Raw genomic sequence first — 19,307 nt, 5'->3', positions numbered from 1 at the left:
CTTCGTGATTGACGTGTTCGCCCGGCGCATCGTGGGCTGGCGGGTGAGCAGTTCGATGCGAACGGACTTCGTGCTCGGTGCCCTGGAGCAGGCCCTGTACGCCAGGCAGCCTGGCGTGAGGATGCCCTCGTGTGCCATTCGGACCGCGGCTCGCAGTACGTCAGCATTCGCTACACTGAACGCTTGGCCGAGGCCGGCATCGAGCCCTCGGTGGGCAGCAAGGGCGACTTCTACGACAATGCCCTGGCCGAGACGATCAACGGGCTATACAAGGCTGAGTTGATCCATCGCCGCGTACCTTGGAAGACCAAGGAGTCCGTGGAACTGGCAACGCTCGAATGGGTGTCCTGGTTCAACCATCATCGATTGATGGCACCGCTGGGATACGTGCCGCCGGCCGAGCACGAGGCCAACTACTATTGCCAACTTGAGCAGCAGGCCATGTCGGCCTGACTCAAGCCAAGGGGCCTCCACGAAAACCGGGGCGGTTCACCAACACTCACACCCGTCGCCCTAGCGATCTGCCGGTGCGAAAGGCCACACGCCCACTTCAGGCGAAGCACTTCCTTGATCTTGCGCATGGTCATCCGGTTGGCCGGCATCAGCTTGCTTCCTTGCAAAAAGGAAGCAGCGTATCGCCGGCGTTCTAGTCCATGCGCAGTCCCACCCCCAGCCCTTGCCCGGCCTCATTACGGTGCTTGATCACCCGTTTCGGCTGCTTGATCGTCCGTTTCGGCAACGTGATCACTCGTTTCGGGATCATGATCACCGATTTCGGCAGCGTCGCCGAAGTGATCACGTTCCGCCGAAACCAGCGATCAGCTTCCCGCCGAAACAGGTGATCACGTTCCCCCGAAATCGCTGATCACGCGCCCCGAAATACGCAGTGGCGCTATGCCGGACCAGCCGAACACCGAGCGGTAAGGGAGCGGTGCCAGTTCCTGCGAGAGCATCGAGGCGCCGCCAATGCGGTCGCCCAAAGCCGGTGGCTGAAGCGTGCGCGGTTCCCCGGTGTCACACACCATCGGTGTACGGGTCGCGAGCGGTAGTCACGGCATAATGGTTCGAGAAAGTCCGCGCTTGCGCCGCACGGGTACCCTGCTGGTTGCCGGCCGCCTGAAGAATCAGATTTGCGACTTGCTTGGGGCGGGAGATCAGCGAGACATGGCTGGAAGGGATTTCAATCGTTTCGGCACCCATGCGCTTAGCCATGAATCGCTGAAGATCGGGATTGATAGTGCGGTCTTCGGTCGAAACGGCATACCACGTGGGCTTGCTACGCCATGCCGCAACCGTAGTCTTGGCCATCGTGATCGCCTTGCCCATCGGCTGTTGCACCGCGTAGTAGGTCGCGGCCTCCTTCCGTGGAAGGTCACCGGCGAAATCGTTCAAGAAGGCTTGCATGGACAGCTTGCCAAAGCCATCGGCCGACCATAGCAGTCCAGCGGAGGCCGGCGCCGCCGGAAACTTGCGCGTCAGCGCCGGATAATCCTCGCCCGCGTCCGGCGCGCGTGCGGCGATATAGACAAGGCCCGCCACCTTTGGATCGTCACCGGCCTGCGAGATCACCATTCCGCCGTAGGAGTGGGCCACTAGCAGCGTCGGGCCGTCCTCCTGCGCCAAGGCGCGCTTGACCGCATCGACATCGGCATCTAGCGATGTTGTCGGGTTCTGCACGGATGTCACGTGCAACCCCTGCGCCTGCAACAGCGGAATGACTTTCTCCCAGCTAGAGCCATCGGCATAGAGACCGTGAACCAATACGATGTTCTTGATCGGGCCAGCTCGGGTGACAGCGCTTTCCTGCGCCATGGCGGCCTGTGCAAACGTCAGTGCGGCGAAGGAGGCCATGGCGGCCAGCAGCGAGTGGTTCAGTTTCATGTTCGATCCTTTCAGTTTGAGATCACATGCATGGAGCAGTCATGCGTTGTGTTCCAGTCAGACGAACATGCCAGGGTCGTTATTCCGTCGCCATCAACATTTTTCAGATCCTGCCCGGCTCGAGGGCGCGCTGTACCGGCAATGTCGTCGGTGTATCGGTGGCGCTAACCACCGCATAGAAATAGCGGCCGTTACGCCAGTACTGGGCGAGCAGGTTCCCCTCCTTGCGCGCGCCGTTGCTGAAATGCAGCAGATTGCCGGGCGGCCGTACGTAGTAGACGATCGACTCCATCTTCTGGTTCTGGTAGAGGATCATTGCCGCCGTGCCCTGTTCCGATGACATCAGGCGACCACTGACCGGCCGAAATCCGTATGATGAGAAATCGGGCAACGGTGCCGGCTGCACGAAATGCTGGTCCAGCCAGGTCTGCAACTGACGTGGATCACTGGTCTTCACGTCCACCATCTGCGGTGTGTCGCTGACAGCGAACAGCCGGTAGGCCGACATCGCGTCGGCCATTGGCAGATAGTTCTGCTGGAAGGCGATCTCACGCGTTTGCCAGCCACCCATACCACCCACGGTCAAGGCCAGCACCAGGGACGCCGCTACGGCCACCCGGTGCCGCATGCGATCGCGCAACTCGCGACGAATACGGAATGGATCGAGCCGTACTGGCGTATCGGCCGGCGGAGGCTCCATGCTTGCGCGCAATCGCTGTGACTCCTGCCGGATCTGCTCAGCTTGCCGCGCCAATTCGGGCTGGCTGGCTATCAGGCTCTCGATCTGCCGTCTCCGCGTTTCATCCAGCTCGCCATCGACATAGGCATGGAGTTCGGGTTCGGTGGGAATGAGCATCTTCATTTGAGGACCTGCATGGAGGGAGGGACGACCCTGCCTTCGGAAAATTCGCGCAGCGTCTTCCGGGCCCGCGATATGCGCGACATGATGGTGCCGATCGGCACGTCCAGCGCATCGGCGGCCTCCCGGTAACTCAGGCCTTCCACCGTCACCAGGATCAACAGCGCGCGTTGCTCGGCAGACAATTTGTTGAAACTCTCGAGGGCCGATCGTGCCACAACCATGTCTTCGGCCGATGGTGCGCTGTCTTCGTCACTGCCAACGCCAAACAGCGACAACACCAGTGCATACCGCTTGGCGCGACGCTGGCCGTCAAGAAAGAGACGGTAGAGGATTGAAAACAGCCAGGCGCGTAAGTCGCCGGCATCCTGTCGAGAAGTCCGACGCACCAGCGCGCGCTCCAAGCACGCCTGAACCAGATCGTCGGCAGTGGCGTCGTTGCGCGTTAGCGATATCGCAAAGCGGCGCATTCTCGGGATCATTTCGCGCAGCGCATCATCTGTAAAGTCTTTGTCCATGGGGCGGAACAGCCAAGGCAGGGTTCACGGTTACAAGGTAAACGAACGGCGACGCGGCTTATTCCCAAGATTGCAAAACTGCGGTTCCAGTTGATGCGACTTGCCGACCCATGATCCGAAAGCGAAGGGGATCGTCCTTTCTCTGCAGATTGATACGGTTGTAACCGAGTCCCTTGTTGCGGTCGCGTTTCAAGCCATTAGCTTGACCTTTGCGGCCATCCGAGCATTTATCGTACAGTTTTGCCCCTAACGACACTCCGAAAGTGTAGATGTCGGCATTTGCGTATCCCGACGTTGGCAGGGAAGAGTTGTCTGCCCGCCCAACGAAGTCCGACGTTGTACGAGCATCAACAATGGGTCAAGGAGCCCCTTGGCATCAAGCCGTTCGATGTCGCCAGCCAGACCGCTTTGCTGGACACCACCGCTCAGCGATGGCTCTACGATCGCTGCTGCCTCATTCCCGGCCAGCGCCAGCTTACCGACATGGCGCAGCATGCCTTTTCCGCCTACCAGGCGCAAATGCTCGCAGCGGTCAAACACGCCGTGCCGGCGGCCACGCTGCACCACTGTATGGGATCGTCCGCAGTCCACGGGCCGACGGCTCTGCCCCGATGGTCGGCCAAATTCCCCCACCTGTGGTCACCTCAAACTCCCCACCTGAAGGGGCGCTTCAAGTGATGTGAGCGCCAGGCAGGACGTTACCTTGTTCCCCTCGAATAAAGCAGAGGGGTTACCGGAGTGAACGTCTTGAAGCCGCATCTACAGACCACCATCGCTACGCTAATCGCCGCTGGCAAGGGTCAGCGGGAGATCGCCCGGATCACTGGCGTCGACCGCAAGACGATTCGGGGGTATCAAGCGCAATTTGCCGCCGCGCAGCAGGCAAAGTCCCCCACGGTGACCACCGGCTCTGAGCCGCAAATTCCCCCACCCCGACCACCGGCAACTGGCGCACATCAATTGTCGGCGTGCGCGCCATACCAGGAGTTTGTGCGAGCCCAGGTGCAACTACATCGGAACGCCACGGCGATCTACCAAGATCTCGTCGATCAGTACGGACTACTGGCCATGGCGGCCTACTGCGAAGTGAGCCTTCTGAGCGTCTTTCGAGGTGAGCCGCTGCCGTCAAGCACTAGGATGCAGTCTTTTGCCTTGCCCGATCGCGTAGAGCCCTCTTGGAAGCGCGACGACATGCTGGAGGCAAAAATTGAACGCCTTGCAGAAAAATATCGCTCTATCAACATATGCGCCGACTCGGGCGCTACGGTTTGTCGGCAGCTGGGCGTGAACCGACGCTTCCTGGCAACGCATTATCCGCCACTGTGGCCACAAATCGTCACCGCACAAGTATATAGCTGTGTCGCTTGACCAAGCTCTCGAAGCAAAAACAAACCGGCTCCTCAGCGCGATTGAGACCGTGCTCGGAAGCGGGGAAGAATTTACTTACGCCGCGATTATGCGTGCAGCGAAGATCGAAGGCTGGGAGCGCTTGGGGATGACTCGGGTGCTTCAAAGCATACTTTGTATGATGCCGGAAGGTCGGCAAGCGTAATGTGGCTGTTCTTCCCTGCAAGCATAACGTGGCACTTAAGCCATGAATTGGCTAATTTCCCACTCATGGTTGCTCTTCCACATACGTACTTTCACCTAATGCTGCATTGCCACAATTCCTCTGCTACAATCAGGGAAAACCCCATAAGGGTAATCCCGAAAGGAAGGACGCCATGAACACCCAATCCGATATCAAGCTGACTGACCAACTCGAACGCGAACTGATCGACCGTGAACTCGGTACGCAAAGCCTGGGCTTCGCCCACGACGTGAAGCGCGCCATCGCCTTCGTCCAGAGCGCGATCGAGCGCCTGCAGACCCAGGCCCGCAAGGCCCACGTGGTCTACGCCAACGGCTAAAGAGTTGTTTGCAGCAGAGTAGTTGTGGCCCGTTGCGGGCTGCGTTGTAGAACCGGCCATACGTGCGCCCGCCCGGGCAGGCGCGGCCGGTTTTGTTTTGCCCGCGGTTCTTGCGTGCTTTGTGAATAACTTTCGCAAGGCTTGCCAGACCTTTTCGTTTGGCCGGGACGTGGCAGGGGGCTATCGTGGATGCCTTCGCAATACGCCTTCCCGACCATGCCCCCGCTTGTCCTGCTGTGCCTGCTGATCACCTATGTGGTCTGGGGCACGACCTACCTGGCAATCCGCTTCACGCTGGAGAGCTTTCCGCCGCTGTTCATGATGGGCACGCGCTTCCTGTGCGCGGGCCTGCTGCTGGCCGCGTGGCTGGCGTGGCGGGGCACGCCGATGCCGTCGTGGCGGCTGTTGCGCAACTGCGCGGTGCCGGCGCTGTTCCTGCTGGTGGGCGGCATGGGTTTGACCGCGATTGCCGAGCAGACGATTTCTTCCGGTGCCACCACGGTGATGATCGGGTCGATGCCGATCTTCGCGCTGATCTGGAGTGCCTGCTTCGGCAACCGGCCGAAATGGTATGAGTACGTGGCGATCGCAATCGGCAGCCTGGGCATCCTGGTGCTGACCGCGGGCGCGGAATTCCGCGTCAGTACCGGGGGCGTGGTGGCGCTGATGCTGGCTGTGGCGAGCTGGTCGTTCGGCTCGCAGCTGGCGCGCCGGATGGAGCTACCCCAGGGTGCCGCGGCATTTGCCGCGGAGATGCTGATCGGCGGCGTGGTGCTGATGGTGCTGTCGGCGCTGCGGCAGGAGCCGTGGCCGGCATCGGTCAGCGCGCAGGCCGGCTGGGCCTGGGTCTACCTGGTGGTGGCGGGGTCGCTGGTGGCGTTCTCTGCCTACATGTACCTGGTGTCCACTGTCAGCCAGACGTTGTCGGCCAGCTATGTCTATGTAAACCCGCCGGTGGCGCTGGCGATGGGCGCATGGCTGGGCGGCGAGCAGATCGCGCCGCAGACGCTGGGTGCCGTGATGCTGATCCTGGTGGCGCTGGCCGTGCTTAGCCTGGGCACGCTGCGCACGGCGCGGGCCCAGGCGGCCTGATACGGCCGACTGCTGCCGGGCAGATCAACTGCCCGACTGTTCCTGGATCCAGAGCGACAGCCGCACCTTGTAGGCCTGCTGGATATGCCGGCGCGCGATCTGTTCGGCCAGTGCCGGGTCGCGCTTTTCCAGCGCCTCGACCAGCGAGATGTGTTCTTCGTAGGAGCTGCGCGCGCGCCCTGGTACCGCCAGCGTGGTGCGTCCCAGCAGTGCCATCGACTCATGCAGCGAGCGCAGCGTCTTCAGCAGGTAGCGGTTGTGGGCGCAGCGGTGCAGGGTTTCGTGGAACAGCCGGTTGTTCAGCGCGAGCCGGTCGGGGTCGTCGGCGATGGCCAGGTCGCGCTCGACGATATCGCGCAGAAGCGAGATCTCCACGTCGGTGGCATGGCGCGCGGCCAGCGCGGCGGCGGTGCCTTCCAGCACTTCGCGCATGACGTACAGCTCGCTGACCATGCTGGCGTCGAGCTGGGTGACCATCATGCCGCGGTTGGGCTCGTTGACGACCAGCCCTTCGGACTCCAGCCGCGACAGCGCTTCACGCACCGGCGTGCGCGACAGGCCCAGGGATTCGGCCAGTTCCACCTCGCGCAGCCGCGTGCCGGGGGGCAGCTGGCCGGCCTGGATGGCGGCGCGCAGTTGCTGGTAGGCGCGCTCCGAGCGCGGGAGCGATGCGGCCTGGCCACTCTCGGCGGCGCCGGCGAACTCTTGAGAAATCATGTGAGGCTGGCTGATGCAGTTGGACTGTCGTAGCCAGTCATCATACCCGCTCGTGCGCGCCTGACATCACGGCGACGCAATATGGTGTAAAGGGCCAGGCGCGCGGCCGTGGGCACCTCAGCCCGCCGGCGACTGGAACGGATGGTATTGATAGAGCCAGGTCTCCGACAGCGGCTTGCCGTTGAGCCTCAGGAACAGGCGGATATCGACCGGCTGGTTGCCGTCGGCGGTCAGGTCAAATTGTGCACGCCAGTGGCCCGGCACATTGTTGGGCACGGCTTCTGTGAAGACGTAGGAGAAGCTGCCGCGAGATGCGGTCAGTACGGCTTCAGGTTTGACGCCGAAGGGCAGTTTCTCCAGCGGCGCGCCCTTGAACTCGACCATGAACTTGCGCACGCCCTTGGGCCGCGGCTGGCCCGGCTGACCGCCATTGCCCAGGCGCGTGGCCACGCAGCGCGCCAGCGGCGAGGGGAAGGGCTCGTCGGCCTGCCAGTGCAGCCGGTAGCGCAGGCGGTAGGTGCTGCCGGCCTTGGCCGGGGCCTTGGGCACCCACATGGCGACAATGTTGTCGTGGATCTCGTCATCGGTGCGCAGCTCAACCAGCTGCACCGAACCGGCGCCCCAGCCGTCGCGCGGCTCGACCCACAGGCTCGGGCGGCGTTCATAGTTGACGCCGTCCTGGTAGTGGTCGAACAGGCGGTCGCGCTGCAGCAGCCCGAAGCCCTTGGGGTTATCGTCGGAAAACGCCGAGGCCGTGGTCTGCGGCGGGTTGTTCAGCGGGCGCCAGATATGCTCGCCGGCGCCGTTCCACAGCGCCAGGCCGTCGGAGTCATGCACCTCCGGGCGCCAGTCGACGGCGGTGCCTTTGATGCCCTCAGAGAACCAGAACATCGAGGTCAGCGGCGCCAGCCCCAGCCGGCCCACATCCTTGCGCAGGAACAGCGCGCACTCCACATCCATGATCACGGCCTTGCCACGCTGCATGACGAAGCGGTAGGCGCCGGCGATGCTGGGGCCATCCAGCAGCGCATAGACCGTGACGGTATCGCCGTTGCCCTCGGGCGTCTCGAACCAGAAATGGGTGAAGGCCGGGAATTCCTCGGACTTGCCGGCTTCGGCCACGTCGATGGCGATGCCGCGCGCGGACAGCCCGTACTGGTACAGGTCGCCGATGGCGCGGAAATACGACGCGCCGAGGAAGGCAACCCAGTCGTTCTTGCGCCAGTCGCGTGTCTTCTGGTCGCCGAGGCGGCTTTCCTGGAAGCGGAAGCCGGCAAAGCCGCTGCCCGGCGGCAGCTTGTGCGCGGGGCTGTCGGCCGGCATGTCGAAGTAGGCGTCGTCGTAGACGATCTCGCGGGCCTTGCCGGGGCCGCCCTTGGCGCGTTCGATCACGTGCATGCGCACCGGCGTGCGGAAGTACGTGCCGAGGTGGAAGAAGGTGACCGGGAACTGGCCTGGGCCACTGGCAAAGAGCGCGTCGTCGGTGCGGAAGCGGATCTTGCCGTGGGCGTCGTAGTCGATGCGGGACAGCACGTCCGCGGGCGGTGACGGCGGCGGCGCGTAGGGCTTGCCGGCCAGTGCGCGGGCGCGTTCGATCAGGGCGTCGAAACCGAATGGCTGGGCGTCGCCGAGTTTGATCCGGCTGGCTGCCAGCACCGACGGGGTAATGCCCAGTGCGGCGAGCGCGGCGGAGGCAGTGGCGGAGACCAGCAGGGTTCGGCGGTTCATCATGTGGCGAAAGCGTCCTTTTATTGTCCGGGGGGTGTGCAGAACTGTAAGAGACGCCGCCGTCCGCGAAAAGTTCGGACACCCTCTGTTACAGGCGGCCGCCCGCAGCCCGGCTGCAAGCGGCCGCCGCCGCACATCAGGCCTGCCCGCTGGCCCGGCGCCGCTGGCGCCGTTGCCGCGCCAGCATGTTCAGCCCCTCGACCGCGGCCGAGAACGCCATCGCCGTATAGATATAGCCCTTGGGCACATGGGTGCCGAGGCCCTCCGCGATCAGCGTCATGCCGATCATCATCAGGAAGGCCAGCGCCAGCATCACGATGGTCGGGTTGCGGTTGATGAAGTTGGCCAGCGGCGTGGCCGCGAACAGCATCGCCATCACCGCGGCGATCACCGCCACGAACATGATCTGCACATGCTCGGTCATGCCGACCGCGGTGATGATGCTGTCGATCGAGAACACCAGGTCGAGCACCAGGATCTGGCCGATGGCCGCGGCAAAGCTCTGCACCGCCTTGGCCGTGCCGCCTTCCTCGCCTTCTTCGGCGGCGGTGACGTGGTGGTGGATTTCGCGCGTGGCCTTCCAGACCAGGAAGGCGCCGCCCGCGATCAGGATGATGTCGCGCCACGACAGCCCCTGGCCCAGGATGGTGAACACCGGCTCGGTGAGCTTGACGATGAAGGCGATGGTGGCCAGCAGGCCCAGGCGCATCACCAGCGCCAGGCTGATGCCGACCTTGCGCGCCTTCTCGCGCATGGCTTCAGGCAGCTTGTTGGTCAGGATCGAGATGAAGATCAGGTTGTCGATCCCCAGCACGATTTCCATGGCCACCAGGGTGGCCAGTGCCGCCCACGCGGCGGGGTCCTGCAGCAATGCCAACGACGCTTCCATGGGGGGCTCCGGGTGTCAGGTTGCAACTCGGCGCCGGACGGTGGTCCGCCCGGGGCACATGCAGGCGTCATGTTAGCGCAGCGCCGCTTGCCCGCGCCGTGTGATCCGGAAAGATAAAGGTTGTTCTACGCGGTTGCCATGCGCCTCGATGGAATATAGTATGTGATATATCAAAAGATCCAAATCGAGCCATCAAGGAGACAGCAATGAAAGTGTGTATCTACGGCGCAGGCGCGATCGGCGGCTATGTCGGGGCGCAGCTGGCGCGCGCGGGGGCGGAGGTCAGCTTCGTCGCGCGCGGCCCCCATCTCGCGGCAATGCAGGAACATGGTGTCAGGCTGCTGATCGACGGCGAGGAGCGCGTGGCCAAGGTGCGCTGCACCAGCGATCCGCGCGCGCTCGGACACCAGGACTATGTGTTCATCACCCTCAAGGCGCATTCCGTGCCGGGCGTGGTGGACCAGATGCAGCCGCTGCTGGGGCCGGAAACCGCGGTCGTCACCGGCGTCAACGGCATTCCGTACTGGTATTTCTACAAGCATGGCGGCGACTTGGCCGGCAGCACGCTGGAAAGCGTCGATCCCGGCGGGCGCCAGTGGCAGGGCCTGGGGCCGGAGCGGGCGATCGGCTGCGTGGTCTATCCCGCGGCTGAGATCGTTGCGCCGGGCGTGATCAAGCACGTCTACGGCAAGAAGTTTCCGCTGGGCGAGCCGGATGGCAGCCGCTCGGCGCGCGTGACCCGGCTCAGCGAAATGATGATGGCCGCCGACCTGGACGCCCCGGTGCGCGACAATATCCGCGACGAGATCTGGCTCAAGCTGTGGGGCAACCTGTGCTTCAACCCGATCAGCGCGCTCACGCATGCCACGCTCGACGTCATCACCGCCGACCCGGCCACGCGGGCGCTGTCGCGCCAGATGATGGTTGAGGCGCAGGGCATCGCCGAGCGCTTCGGGGTGAAATTCCGCGTCGACGTGGAGCGGCGCATCGACGGCGCCGGTGCCGTGGGCGCGCACAAGACCTCGATGCTGCAGGACCTGGAGGCCGGGCGGGCCATGGAAATCGACCCGCTGCTGACCGTGGTGCAGGAAATGGGACGTCTGGTCGCGCAGCCCACGCCGATGTGCGATGCCGTGCTGGGTCTGATCAAGCAGCGCGACACGATGGCCAAGCTGGCCGCCTGAGCGCGGCTGGGAACAGGGGATACCGCCGGGTCAGGTATCCCCTGGCGCACGCCAGGCGCGCCAAGGTAGCGTTAGCCGGGCTTGCGAAGCGAGAAAGGCAGGCGATAGTGATATACCATATACGACAGACCGCGCACCGCTACTGTGCCGATGCATGACAACAACGCATTGTTTGATGCGTTTTCGTAATGGGTCCGGCGTTTTTGCTAAGCTGTGCGGCAATGCGGGGGGCAGCCATTCCGGCCACCCTGCCGCTGGTCTCACACGAGCTCATTCATGTCTGCGCAAAGCCAATCCATCGTCCAGCCCAACGGGCTGGCCTTGTCCGTGCAACCGATCAATGCCGGCGCGAGCCTGCGCGACCAGGCCTACGCCATGTTGCGCCAGGCCATCGCCGACGCTGACATCTACCAGTCGCGCGACGAGATCCGCCTCGATGAGCGGGTACTGAGCGAGGCCATGGGTGTCAGCCGCACGCCCATCCGCGAAGCCATGACGCTGCTGGAGCAGGAGGGCTTCCTGCGCACCGTGCCCCGGCGCGGCATCTACATCATGCGCAAGACCAAGCGCGAGATCGTGGAGATGATCCAGATGTGGGCCGCGCTGGAAAGCATGGCCGCGCGGCTGGCCACCGAGAACGCCACCGATGCCGAGATCGCGCAGCTGCGCAGCATGTTCGACAGCTTCCGCGATTCCACCCCGGCCGAGCATATCGAAGAGTATTCCGACGCCAATATCGCCTTCCACCAGGCGATCGTGCAGCTGTCCAAGTCGCACATCATCATGGACACGATCCGCAATATCTTTATCCACGTGCGCGCGATCCGGAAGATGACGATCTCGCAGAGCGACCGGGCGGCACGTTCGATCGTGGACCACCTGCGCATCATCGAGGCGCTGGAGAAACGCGATACCGAGCTGGCCGAGCGGCTGGTGCGGCAGCATTCGCTGGATCTGGCTGACTACGTGGAACGGCACTGCGACTTCCTCGACTGAAGGCGGGCGGGGTAGGGCGGCAAAACGGCGGACCTTGGTCCGCCGTTTTGCTTTTGTACGTTCCCGGATGACGCGCGAGCTTTTCGCGTTATGGTATGTAATATATCAATGCGAAAAAGATGCTGGCTGACTGATTCGGGATTTCACTGGGTTTCCCACTTCGGGCAAGCAAAGCAGGCCGATTGCTGCATTGCATCGTCGAAATTTGTGTTGCATCGGGCAAACTCCTCTTGCTCTCTTCTGATATATCACATACCGTATGTCATCAAGAGGGCCGGAACGGACGCGAGCGAGTACGCGCCGAGCACCAGGAACAGACCATATACAAGTGAAACTATCGTCCGAGGAGACATCCGAAATGGAAACCAAGGCACTGCAAGGCGTTCGCATCCTGGACATGACCCACGTCCAGGCGGGCCCCTCGGCCACGCAGCTGATGGCGTGGCTGGGCGCGGACGTGATCAAGGTGGAAATGCCCGGCCGCGGGGACATCACCCGCAGCCAGCTGCGCGACGTGCCCAATGCCGACAGCCTGTACTTCACCATGCTCAACAGCAACAAGCGCAGCCTGACGCTGAACATGAAGACGCCCGAAGGCAAGGCGCTGCTCGAAGACCTGGTCCAGCGCAGCGACGTGCTGATCGAGAACTTCGGGCCGGGCGTGCTCGAGCGCGCGGGCTTTGACTGGGACCACCTGCAGGACCTGAACCCGCGGCTGGTCTATGCCTCGATCAAGGGCTTCGGCCCGGGGCCGTACGCGGACTGCAAGGCGTATGAGAACGTGGCCCAGTGCATGGGCGGTTCGGCCTCCACCACGGGCGATGCCGAGGGCGTGCCCACTGTCACCGGCGCGCAGATCGGTGATTCGGGCACGGGCGTGCATTGCGTGGTCGGCATCCTGGCCGCGCTGCTGCAGCGCGAGCACACCGGCCGCGGCCAGCGCGTGGAAGTGGCGATGCAGGACGCGGTGCTGAACCTGTGCCGCGTCAAGCTGCGCGACCAGCAGCGCCTGGCCAACGGCCCGCTGCGCGAGTACCCGAACGAAGAGTTCGGCGACCACGTGCCGCGCGCCGGCAATGCCTCGGGCGGCGGCCAGCCGGGCGCGGCGCTGCGCTGCGCGCCGGGCGGCCCCAACGACTATGTCTACGTCATCATCCAGCCGCAAGGCTGGGAGCCGCTGATGCGCCTGTGCGGGCGCGAGGACCTGATCACCAATCCGGACTACGCCACGCCAGAAGCACGCCTCAAGCACCTGGCCGACTGCTTCGCCGTGATCGAGAAATGGACCGGTGGCCGCAGCAAGTTCGACGTGATGGCGGCGCTCAACGAGGTCGATGTTCCGTGCGGCCCGATCCTGTCGATGAAGGACCTGATCGAGGACGAGTCGCTGTACCAGCGCGGCTACCTGAAGGAGCTGGAGCACCCGCAGCGCGGCAGCTACGTGCAGCTGGGCTGCCCGATCACGCTCTCGGCATCGCCGGTGGAGATCGAGCGTTCGCCGCTGCTGGGCGAGCATACCGAAGAGATTCTCGAGTGGCTGGGGCGCTCGCCCGCGCAGATCGCCGCGATGAAGCTGGCCGGCGCGGTATGACGCAAGCCTGACGTCATTCCCGCCTGTGCGGGAATGACGAATCCGGGCGCGAGCCGCCCACGATCCCATTTCTTCCAAGATCCTGCAACCGACATCGGAGCAGGCAGGGCCCCGCTTTGCCTGCGCAAGGAGCATGCTGTGCAAACCTGGATACGCTTTCGCCGCGCTGACGGCAGCATCGGCCATGGCCGCATCGACGAAGCCGATGGCAACCGTGTCGTCGAATATGACGGCGACGGTTTCAACGACCCCGCCCCCACCGGCGCCGTGCATGAGCGCGCGTCGCTGACGCTGCTCGCGCCCTGTGCGCCGGGCAAGGTGGTGGCACTGTGGAACAACTTCCACGCACTCGCGCGCAAGCTGGAAAAGCCCGTGCCCACGCACCCGCTGTTCCTGCTCAAGCCGGCCTCGTCGCTGGCCGGGCCGGGCGATGCGGTGCAGCGCCCCAAGAGCTACGACGGCAAGATCGTCTATGAGGGCGAGCTGGGCATCGTGATCGGCAGCAAGGCGCGCAATGTGTCGGTGGCCGAGGCCGGCGCGCATATCTTCGGTTATACCGTCGTCAACGACGTGACCGCGGCCGAGCTGATCACGGTCGACCCCAACTTCCCGCAGTGGACGCGCGCCAAGGGCTTCGACACCTTCGGCTGCATCGGCCCGGCCATTGTCTGCGGCTTCAACTGGAAGGCCGCCAGCGTCATCACGCGGCTCGATGGCGTGGAGCGGCAGAACTACCCGCTGTCGGACATGATCTTCTCGCCCGAGGAACAGGTCAGCCGGATCTCGCAGGACCTGACGCTGATGCCCGGCGACGTGATTGCGTGCGGCACCTCGATCGGCGTGGGATCGATGAAGGACGGTGCGGTGGTCGAGGTGGCGATCGCGGGCATCGGCTCGCTGGTCAACCACGTGCGCGGCTGAGCCGGCGCCCGATTCCTTCCAAAAAACGGTGAATGCCATGCCAATGACGATCGGTGTGCCACGCGAAGTCCACCCGGGCGAGCGGCGCGTTGCCGCCACGCCCGACTCGGTCAGGGAACTGCTCAAGCTCGGCTACCAGGTGGTGGTGGAGAGCGGCGCCGGCCAGGAAGCGTCGTTCTCCGACGCTGACTACAGCGCCGCCGGTGCGGCCATTGTCGACACGGCCAGCCTGTGGGCCTCGGTCGACGTGGTGATCAAGGTGCGCCCGCCGCAGGTCCATCCCAGCCTGGGCGTGGAAGAGGCGGCGCTGCTGAAGAAGCATGCCACGCTGATCGGCTTTGTCTGGCCGGCGCAGCAGATGGCGATGCTGGAGCGGCTGACGCAGCGCGGCGCAACCGTGCTGGCGATGGACTGCGTGCCGCGCATCTCGCGCGCGCAGAAGCTCGATGCGCTCAGCTCGATGGCCAATATGGCGGGCTACCGCGCGGTGATCGAAGCCGCGCATGCGTTCGGGCGGCCCTTTGCCGGACAGATCACGGCCGCGGGCAAGATCCCGCCGGCGCGCGTGCTGGTGATCGGCGCGGGCGTGGCGGGGCTGGCGGCCATCGGCGCGGCGCGCAGCCTGGGTGCGGTGGTGCGCGCCTTCGATACGCGGCCGGTGGTGCGCCAGCAGATCGAAAGCCTGGGCGCCGAGTTCCTGACCGTCGAGATCGAAGAGGACGGCAGCGGCAGCGGCGGCTATGCCAAGGAGATGAGCCCGGCCTTTATCGAAGCCGAGATGCGTCTCTTTGCCGAACAGGCGCGCGAGGTCGACATCATCATCACCACCGCGCTGATCCCGGGCAGGCCCGCTCCCAAGCTGCTCGAGGCCGGCACGGTGGGCCTGATGCGCGCCGGCAGCGTGGTGGTCGACCTGGCTGCTGAGCAGGGCGGCAACTGCGTGCTGACCGTTCCGGGCGAGGCGGTGCGGCAGCACGGCGTCACCATCATCGGCTACACCGACCTGCCCAGCCGCATGGCGGCGCAGGCCAGCCAGCTCTATGGCACCAATATCCGCCACCTGCTGACGGAGCTGACGCCGGGCAAGGACGGCCAGCTCGTGGTCGACATGGACGACGAGATGATCCGCGGTGCCACGGTGCTGCACCAGGGCACGGTGACCTGGCCACCGCCGCCGCTGACGGTGGCGATCCCGCAGCAGCAGGCGCCGGCCGCGCCGCCGCCGGTGCAGGCCGAGGCCGAGCCGCCGCGCAGCCGCACCGGCGCGACGCTGATCGCGCTGGCCATCGCGGCGGCGGCGCTGCTGGGCCTGGGCGCGGTCGCGCCGCCGGCCTTCATGGCGCATTTCACGGTGTTCGTGCTGGCGATCTTTGTCGGCTACCAGGTGGTGTGGAACGTCACCGCCGCGCTGCATACGCCACTGATGAGCGTGACCAATGCCATCAGCGGGATCATCGTGGTGGGCGCGCTGGTGCAGCTGGGCAAGCCGTCGCTGCTGACGGCGGTGATTGCCGGCAGCGCGGTGCTGCTGGCCACCATCAATATCGCCGGCGGCTTCCTGGTGACGCAGCGCATGCTCAAGATGTTCCAGCGGGACTAGAGACGGGGAGACAGGGATGCCATCCGGAATCAGCAATATCGCTTACCTGGGCGCCAGCGCGCTCTTCATCCTCAGCCTGAGCGGGCTGAGCCACCCCGGCACCGCGCGCCGCGGCAACCTGCTGGGCATTGCCGGCATGGTGATCGCGGTGCTGACCACCGTGCTGGCGGGCAGCCCGGACGGCATCGCCATCATCATCGGCGCGATGCTGGTGGGCGGCATCGCCGGTGCCATGCTGGCCAGGCGCGTGGAAATGACGCAGATGCCGCAGTTGGTGGCGGTGCTGCACAGCTTCGTCGGCCTGGCCGCGGTGCTGGTGGGTTATGCCAACTACCTGGATAGCCATGCGCTGACCGGCGCGGAGAAGGCCATCCATGAAGTGGAAACCTACCTTGGCATCCTGATCGGCGCGGTCACGTTCACGGGCTCGATCATCGCCTTCCTGAAGCTGCAGGGCACCATGGGCGGCAAGCCGATGCTGCTGCCCGGGCGGCATGCCTTGAATGCCATCGCGCTGCTGGTTTGCGTGTGGCTGGGCTATGCCTTCCTGAGCGCGCCCGACGCGCAGCAGGGGCTGGTGCCGCTGGCGGCGATGACGGTGATTGCGCTGCTGGTCGGCGCGCACCTGGTGCTGGCCATCGGCGGCGCCGACATGCCGGTGGTGGTGTCGATGCTCAACAGCTACTCCGGCTGGGCCGCGGCGGCCACCGGCTTCATGCTGGGCAACGACCTGCTGATCATCACCGGGGCGCTGGTGGGATCGAGCGGCGCCATCCTCAGCTACATCATGTGCAAGGCGATGAACCGCAAGTTCCTGTCGGTGATCCTGGGCGGCTTCGGCGCGGTGCAGGCACAGGGCGCGGCGACCGAGCAGGGCGAGGTGCTGCCGGTGTCCAGCGAGGAAGTCGGCAACCTGCTCAAGGACGCCAGCGACGTGATCATCGTGCCGGGCTACGGCATGGCGGTGGCGCAGGCGCAGGGCACCATCAGCGAGATCGCGCGGCGGCTGCGGGCGCAGGGCGTCACCGTGCGCTTCGGCATCCACCCGGTCGCAGGCCGCCTGCCCGGGCACATGAACGTGCTGCTGGCCGAGGCGCGCGTGCCGTACGACATCGTGCTGGAGATGGAAGAGATCAACGACGACTTCGAGAAGGCCGACGTGGTGCTGGTGGTGGGCGCCAACGACATCGTCAACCCCGGTGCGCTGGAAGACCCGGGCAGCCCCATTGCCGGCATGCCGGTGCTGGAAGTCTGGAAGGCCCGCACCGTGGTGGTGTCCAAGCGCAGCATGGCGGCGGGCTATGCGGGCGTGGACAACCCGTTGTTCTACAAGGACAACACGCGGATGTGGTTCGGCGACGCCAAGGGCAGTGTCGATGCCCTGCTGAGGCAGCTGGAGGAAGCGCCGGCCTGAGTTGGTCGAGTCGAGGTCTCCAAGCTGAGCAGTTCAGGCGGCCGCGAAGCCACCGCCGCCCCGCGTTTGTCGGGGCGGCGGTGGCTTTTGTTGTCTGGATGGGCCCATAGACAACCTGTTATGGAAGCCCGGCGGGGGATTCATGCCAGCTCCGCGATATATAAACGATCGCAAATAGAAACGATAAAAAACTTTAAGACTAGTCAAATTAAGCTTCAGGTAGCATCAATCCACGACTTCATGTGCCGCAATGCCAGGCGCCGGTCTAGTTGTGAGAAGGGCAACCCACAAAGCCCTGTTGTGCCAGTCGAGGCACAAACAAACAGTACCAGGAGACAAGACAGATGGCGCAATTTGAAGTATCGGCCCCGGCCGGTCACGGCAACGTGAACGGGCGCGGCCTGCAGAACCGTTGGATCCAGCTTGCAATTGGCGTGGTGTGCATGGGGCTGGTGGCGAATTTGCAATACGGCTGGACCCTCTTCGTGTCACCGATGGACGCCAAGCATCACTGGGGCGCGTCCGCCATCCAGGTGGCATTCTCCATTTTCATCGTGACGGAAACCTGGCTGGTGCCGCTGGAGGGCTGGCTGGTGGACAAGTTTGGCCCGCGCCCGGTAGTGGCGGGCGGGGCGATCTGCGCGGGCCTGGCATGGGTGATGAATGCCTATGCGACCACGCTGCCGGAACTGTATGCGGCCGCGGTGATTGCCGGCATCGGCGCGGGCGGTGTCTATGGGACCTGCGTCGGCAACGCGCTGAAGTGGTTCCCGGACAAGCGCGGCCTCGCGGCCGGACTGACGGCGGCGGGTTTCGGCGCGGGCGCGGCCATTACGGTGATCCCCATCGCCAACATGATCCAGAGCTCGGGCTATGAAAAGGCCTTCCTGACCTTCGGCATCCTGCAGGGCGTGTGCATCTTCGTGCTGGCACTGCTGCTGGTGAAGCCCAGGCCGCCCAAGGGCGCGGTGGCGGCCAAGGCGGTACTGACCAACCCGGTCGAGTTCTCGCCGGGGCAGATGGTGAAGACGCCGGTGTTCTGGCTGATCTACGTGAGCTTTGTCGCGGTGGCGGCGGGGGGGATCATGGCGACGGCGCAGCTCGGGCCCATCGCCAAGGACTATGGCTTCGCCTCGATGCCGGTGACGATGCTGGGCATGACGCTGCCGCTGCTGACCATGACCTTGTCGATCGACAACCTGTGCAATGGCTTTACGCGGCCCTTGTGCGGTTTCCTGTCGGACAAGTTCGGGCGCGAGAACACCATGTTCGTGATCTTCGTCGGCGAGGGGCTGGCGCTGCTCGGGCTGATGCAGATGGGGCACAACCCGTACTGGTTCATGTTCTTCGCGGCGCTGACCTTCCTGTTCTGGGGCGAGATCTTCTCGATTTTCCCGGCCTTGTGCGCCGATACCTTCGGCAGCAAATTCGCCGCGGCCAATGCCGGCACCCTGTACACGGCGAAGGGCACGGCGGCGATGGTGGTGCCGCTGGCATCGATCCTGTCGGCGCATGGCGGCTGGGGAGCCGTGTTCTCGGTGGCGGCGGTGGTGACGATTGCGGCAGGGATCTCGGCCAAGGTGTTGCTGGCGCCCGTGCGCAAGCGCTTTATCACCGGGCATGCCGAGGCAGTGCGCGTGTCCGACACCGCGTTCCTGGCTGGCATTTCGCCGCGTCAGGGGGAGTAATCCCGGGCTGAACGGTAGAGGGGGAGCCTGGCGTAGGCTGCCGGGCTTCCGGAGCGGGGGCAGGACATTCCCATTAGTGGGCGCGCTGGTGTTCGCGGAGGACGCCAGTGCGCGGCAATGTGTTCCAGAGAGCCATAAAGCCGCTGGAATTTTTGGTATGTAGTATATCTTCATGCGTAATCCCGGCGAGATTTCCAGGCTTCGACATGGCCCGGAAATCTGTGCCGATTGCGCATGAATCGCGTGCTTTCAGAAATTACGCTGATTTAGCCGTAATTGCCTGCAAAATTGCTGCGCCGCATCGACGAAACTTGAAGGG

16 protein-coding genes and 2 pseudogenes are annotated in these 19,307 nt (G+C 64.5%); 12 read left to right on the top strand and 6 right to left on the bottom strand.

All coding sequences use genetic code 11. The features are described from left to right. A pseudogene (locus tag AC3WRI_RS03400) lies at positions 1–453 on the top strand (DDE-type integrase/transposase/recombinase); the annotation flags it as partial. 561 nt (positions 454–1,014) lie between these two features. Here AC3WRI_RS03400 and AC3WRI_RS03395 read toward each other — a convergent pair. The 3 genes from AC3WRI_RS03395 to AC3WRI_RS03385 all read right to left on the bottom strand — a co-directional run bounded on the left by AC3WRI_RS03395 (position 1,015) and on the right by AC3WRI_RS03385 (position 3,258). Then, entirely contained in the window at positions 1,015–1,881 is an 867-nt protein-coding gene (locus AC3WRI_RS03395) for an alpha/beta hydrolase (RefSeq protein ID WP_011617433.1), read from the bottom strand. 103 nt (positions 1,882–1,984) lie between these two features. Further along, positions 1,985–2,743 (bottom strand): anti-sigma factor family protein, encoded by a 759-nt coding sequence (locus AC3WRI_RS03390; protein WP_011617432.1) that lies wholly within the window; start codon positions 2,741–2,743, stop codon positions 1,985–1,987. Beyond that, complete coding sequence (locus tag AC3WRI_RS03385; protein ID WP_011617431.1) at positions 2,740–3,258, bottom strand: sigma-70 family RNA polymerase sigma factor; 519 nt, start codon at positions 3,256–3,258, stop codon at positions 2,740–2,742. The genes AC3WRI_RS03390 and AC3WRI_RS03385 overlap by 4 nt, the downstream gene beginning before the upstream one ends. Before the next feature lie 270 nt (positions 3,259–3,528). Here AC3WRI_RS03385 and AC3WRI_RS03380 point away from each other — a divergent pair. The 4 genes and pseudogenes from AC3WRI_RS03380 to yedA form a co-directional block, all read left to right on the top strand. Next, a pseudogene (locus AC3WRI_RS03380) lies at positions 3,529–3,893 on the top strand (Tn3 family transposase); the annotation flags it as partial. Positions 3,894–4,005: 112 nt separating this feature from the next. Next, positions 4,006–4,626 (top strand): hypothetical protein, encoded by a 621-nt coding sequence (locus tag AC3WRI_RS03375; protein WP_492292581.1) that lies wholly within the window; start codon positions 4,006–4,008, stop codon positions 4,624–4,626. A 356-nt stretch (positions 4,627–4,982) separates the two neighbouring features. After that, a complete protein-coding gene (locus tag AC3WRI_RS03370; RefSeq protein WP_010810228.1) occupies positions 4,983–5,168 on the top strand; it encodes a hypothetical protein in 186 nt (61 codons plus the stop codon). Positions 5,169–5,384: 216 nt separating this feature from the next. Further along, on the top strand, positions 5,385–6,260 hold the full coding sequence (gene yedA / locus AC3WRI_RS03365) for a drug/metabolite exporter YedA (RefSeq protein ID WP_037023418.1): 876 nt from the start codon (positions 5,385–5,387) through the stop codon (positions 6,258–6,260). Between the two features lie 24 nt (positions 6,261–6,284). Here the strand turns inward: yedA and AC3WRI_RS03360 are convergent, their stop codons facing one another. The 3 genes from AC3WRI_RS03360 to AC3WRI_RS03350 all read right to left on the bottom strand — a co-directional run bounded on the left by AC3WRI_RS03360 (position 6,285) and on the right by AC3WRI_RS03350 (position 9,594). Continuing rightward, positions 6,285–6,977 carry a GntR family transcriptional regulator gene (locus AC3WRI_RS03360; RefSeq protein ID WP_010810226.1) on the bottom strand — a complete coding sequence of 231 codons (693 nt, stop codon included), beginning with the start codon at positions 6,975–6,977 and terminating at the stop codon, positions 6,285–6,287. A 117-nt stretch (positions 6,978–7,094) separates the two neighbouring features. Next, the gene (locus AC3WRI_RS03355; RefSeq protein WP_011617429.1) at positions 7,095–8,708 is read right to left on the bottom strand and encodes an OpgD/OpgG family glucan biosynthesis protein; all 1,614 of its coding nucleotides are present in this window, start codon (positions 8,706–8,708) and stop codon (positions 7,095–7,097) included. 133 nt (positions 8,709–8,841) lie between these two features. Continuing rightward, complete coding sequence (locus tag AC3WRI_RS03350) at positions 8,842–9,594, bottom strand: TerC family protein (protein ID WP_010810224.1); 753 nt, start codon at positions 9,592–9,594, stop codon at positions 8,842–8,844. Between the two features lie 206 nt (positions 9,595–9,800). Between AC3WRI_RS03350 and AC3WRI_RS03345 the strand changes: the two genes are divergently transcribed. The 7 genes from AC3WRI_RS03345 to oxlT all read left to right on the top strand — a co-directional run bounded on the left by AC3WRI_RS03345 (position 9,801) and on the right by oxlT (position 18,988). Then, positions 9,801–10,778 (top strand): 2-dehydropantoate 2-reductase, encoded by a 978-nt coding sequence (locus tag AC3WRI_RS03345; RefSeq protein ID WP_492292580.1) that lies wholly within the window; start codon positions 9,801–9,803, stop codon positions 10,776–10,778. A 276-nt stretch (positions 10,779–11,054) separates the two neighbouring features. Then, positions 11,055–11,774 (top strand): GntR family transcriptional regulator, encoded by a 720-nt coding sequence (locus tag AC3WRI_RS03340; protein WP_011617427.1) that lies wholly within the window; start codon positions 11,055–11,057, stop codon positions 11,772–11,774. Positions 11,775–12,132: 358 nt separating this feature from the next. After that, entirely contained in the window at positions 12,133–13,365 is a 1,233-nt protein-coding gene (gene frc, locus AC3WRI_RS03335; protein WP_010810221.1) for a formyl-CoA transferase, read from the top strand. 138 nt (positions 13,366–13,503) lie between these two features. Continuing rightward, positions 13,504–14,286 carry a fumarylacetoacetate hydrolase family protein gene (locus AC3WRI_RS03330; RefSeq protein ID WP_492292579.1) on the top strand — a complete coding sequence of 261 codons (783 nt, stop codon included), beginning with the start codon at positions 13,504–13,506 and terminating at the stop codon, positions 14,284–14,286. Between the two features lie 37 nt (positions 14,287–14,323). Beyond that, the gene (locus AC3WRI_RS03325) at positions 14,324–15,886 is read left to right on the top strand and encodes a Re/Si-specific NAD(P)(+) transhydrogenase subunit alpha (RefSeq protein WP_492292578.1); all 1,563 of its coding nucleotides are present in this window, start codon (positions 14,324–14,326) and stop codon (positions 15,884–15,886) included. Between the two features lie 16 nt (positions 15,887–15,902). Continuing rightward, positions 15,903–17,300, top strand: a complete 1,398-nt coding sequence (gene pntB, locus AC3WRI_RS03320; protein ID WP_010810218.1) for a Re/Si-specific NAD(P)(+) transhydrogenase subunit beta — start codon at positions 15,903–15,905, stop codon at positions 17,298–17,300. Positions 17,301–17,644: 344 nt separating this feature from the next. Then, positions 17,645–18,988: an oxalate/formate MFS antiporter gene (oxlT, locus tag AC3WRI_RS03315; protein WP_011617423.1), complete on the top strand. Its 1,344-nt coding sequence runs from the start codon at positions 17,645–17,647 to the stop codon at positions 18,986–18,988. Positions 18,989–19,307 lie beyond the last annotated feature (319 nt).

It is taken from the genome of Cupriavidus sp. FW305-27 (assembly GCF_058787995.1).
Note: the sequence above shows the minus strand (reverse complement) of the source record. Positions and strands in the feature narration are given on the sequence as shown.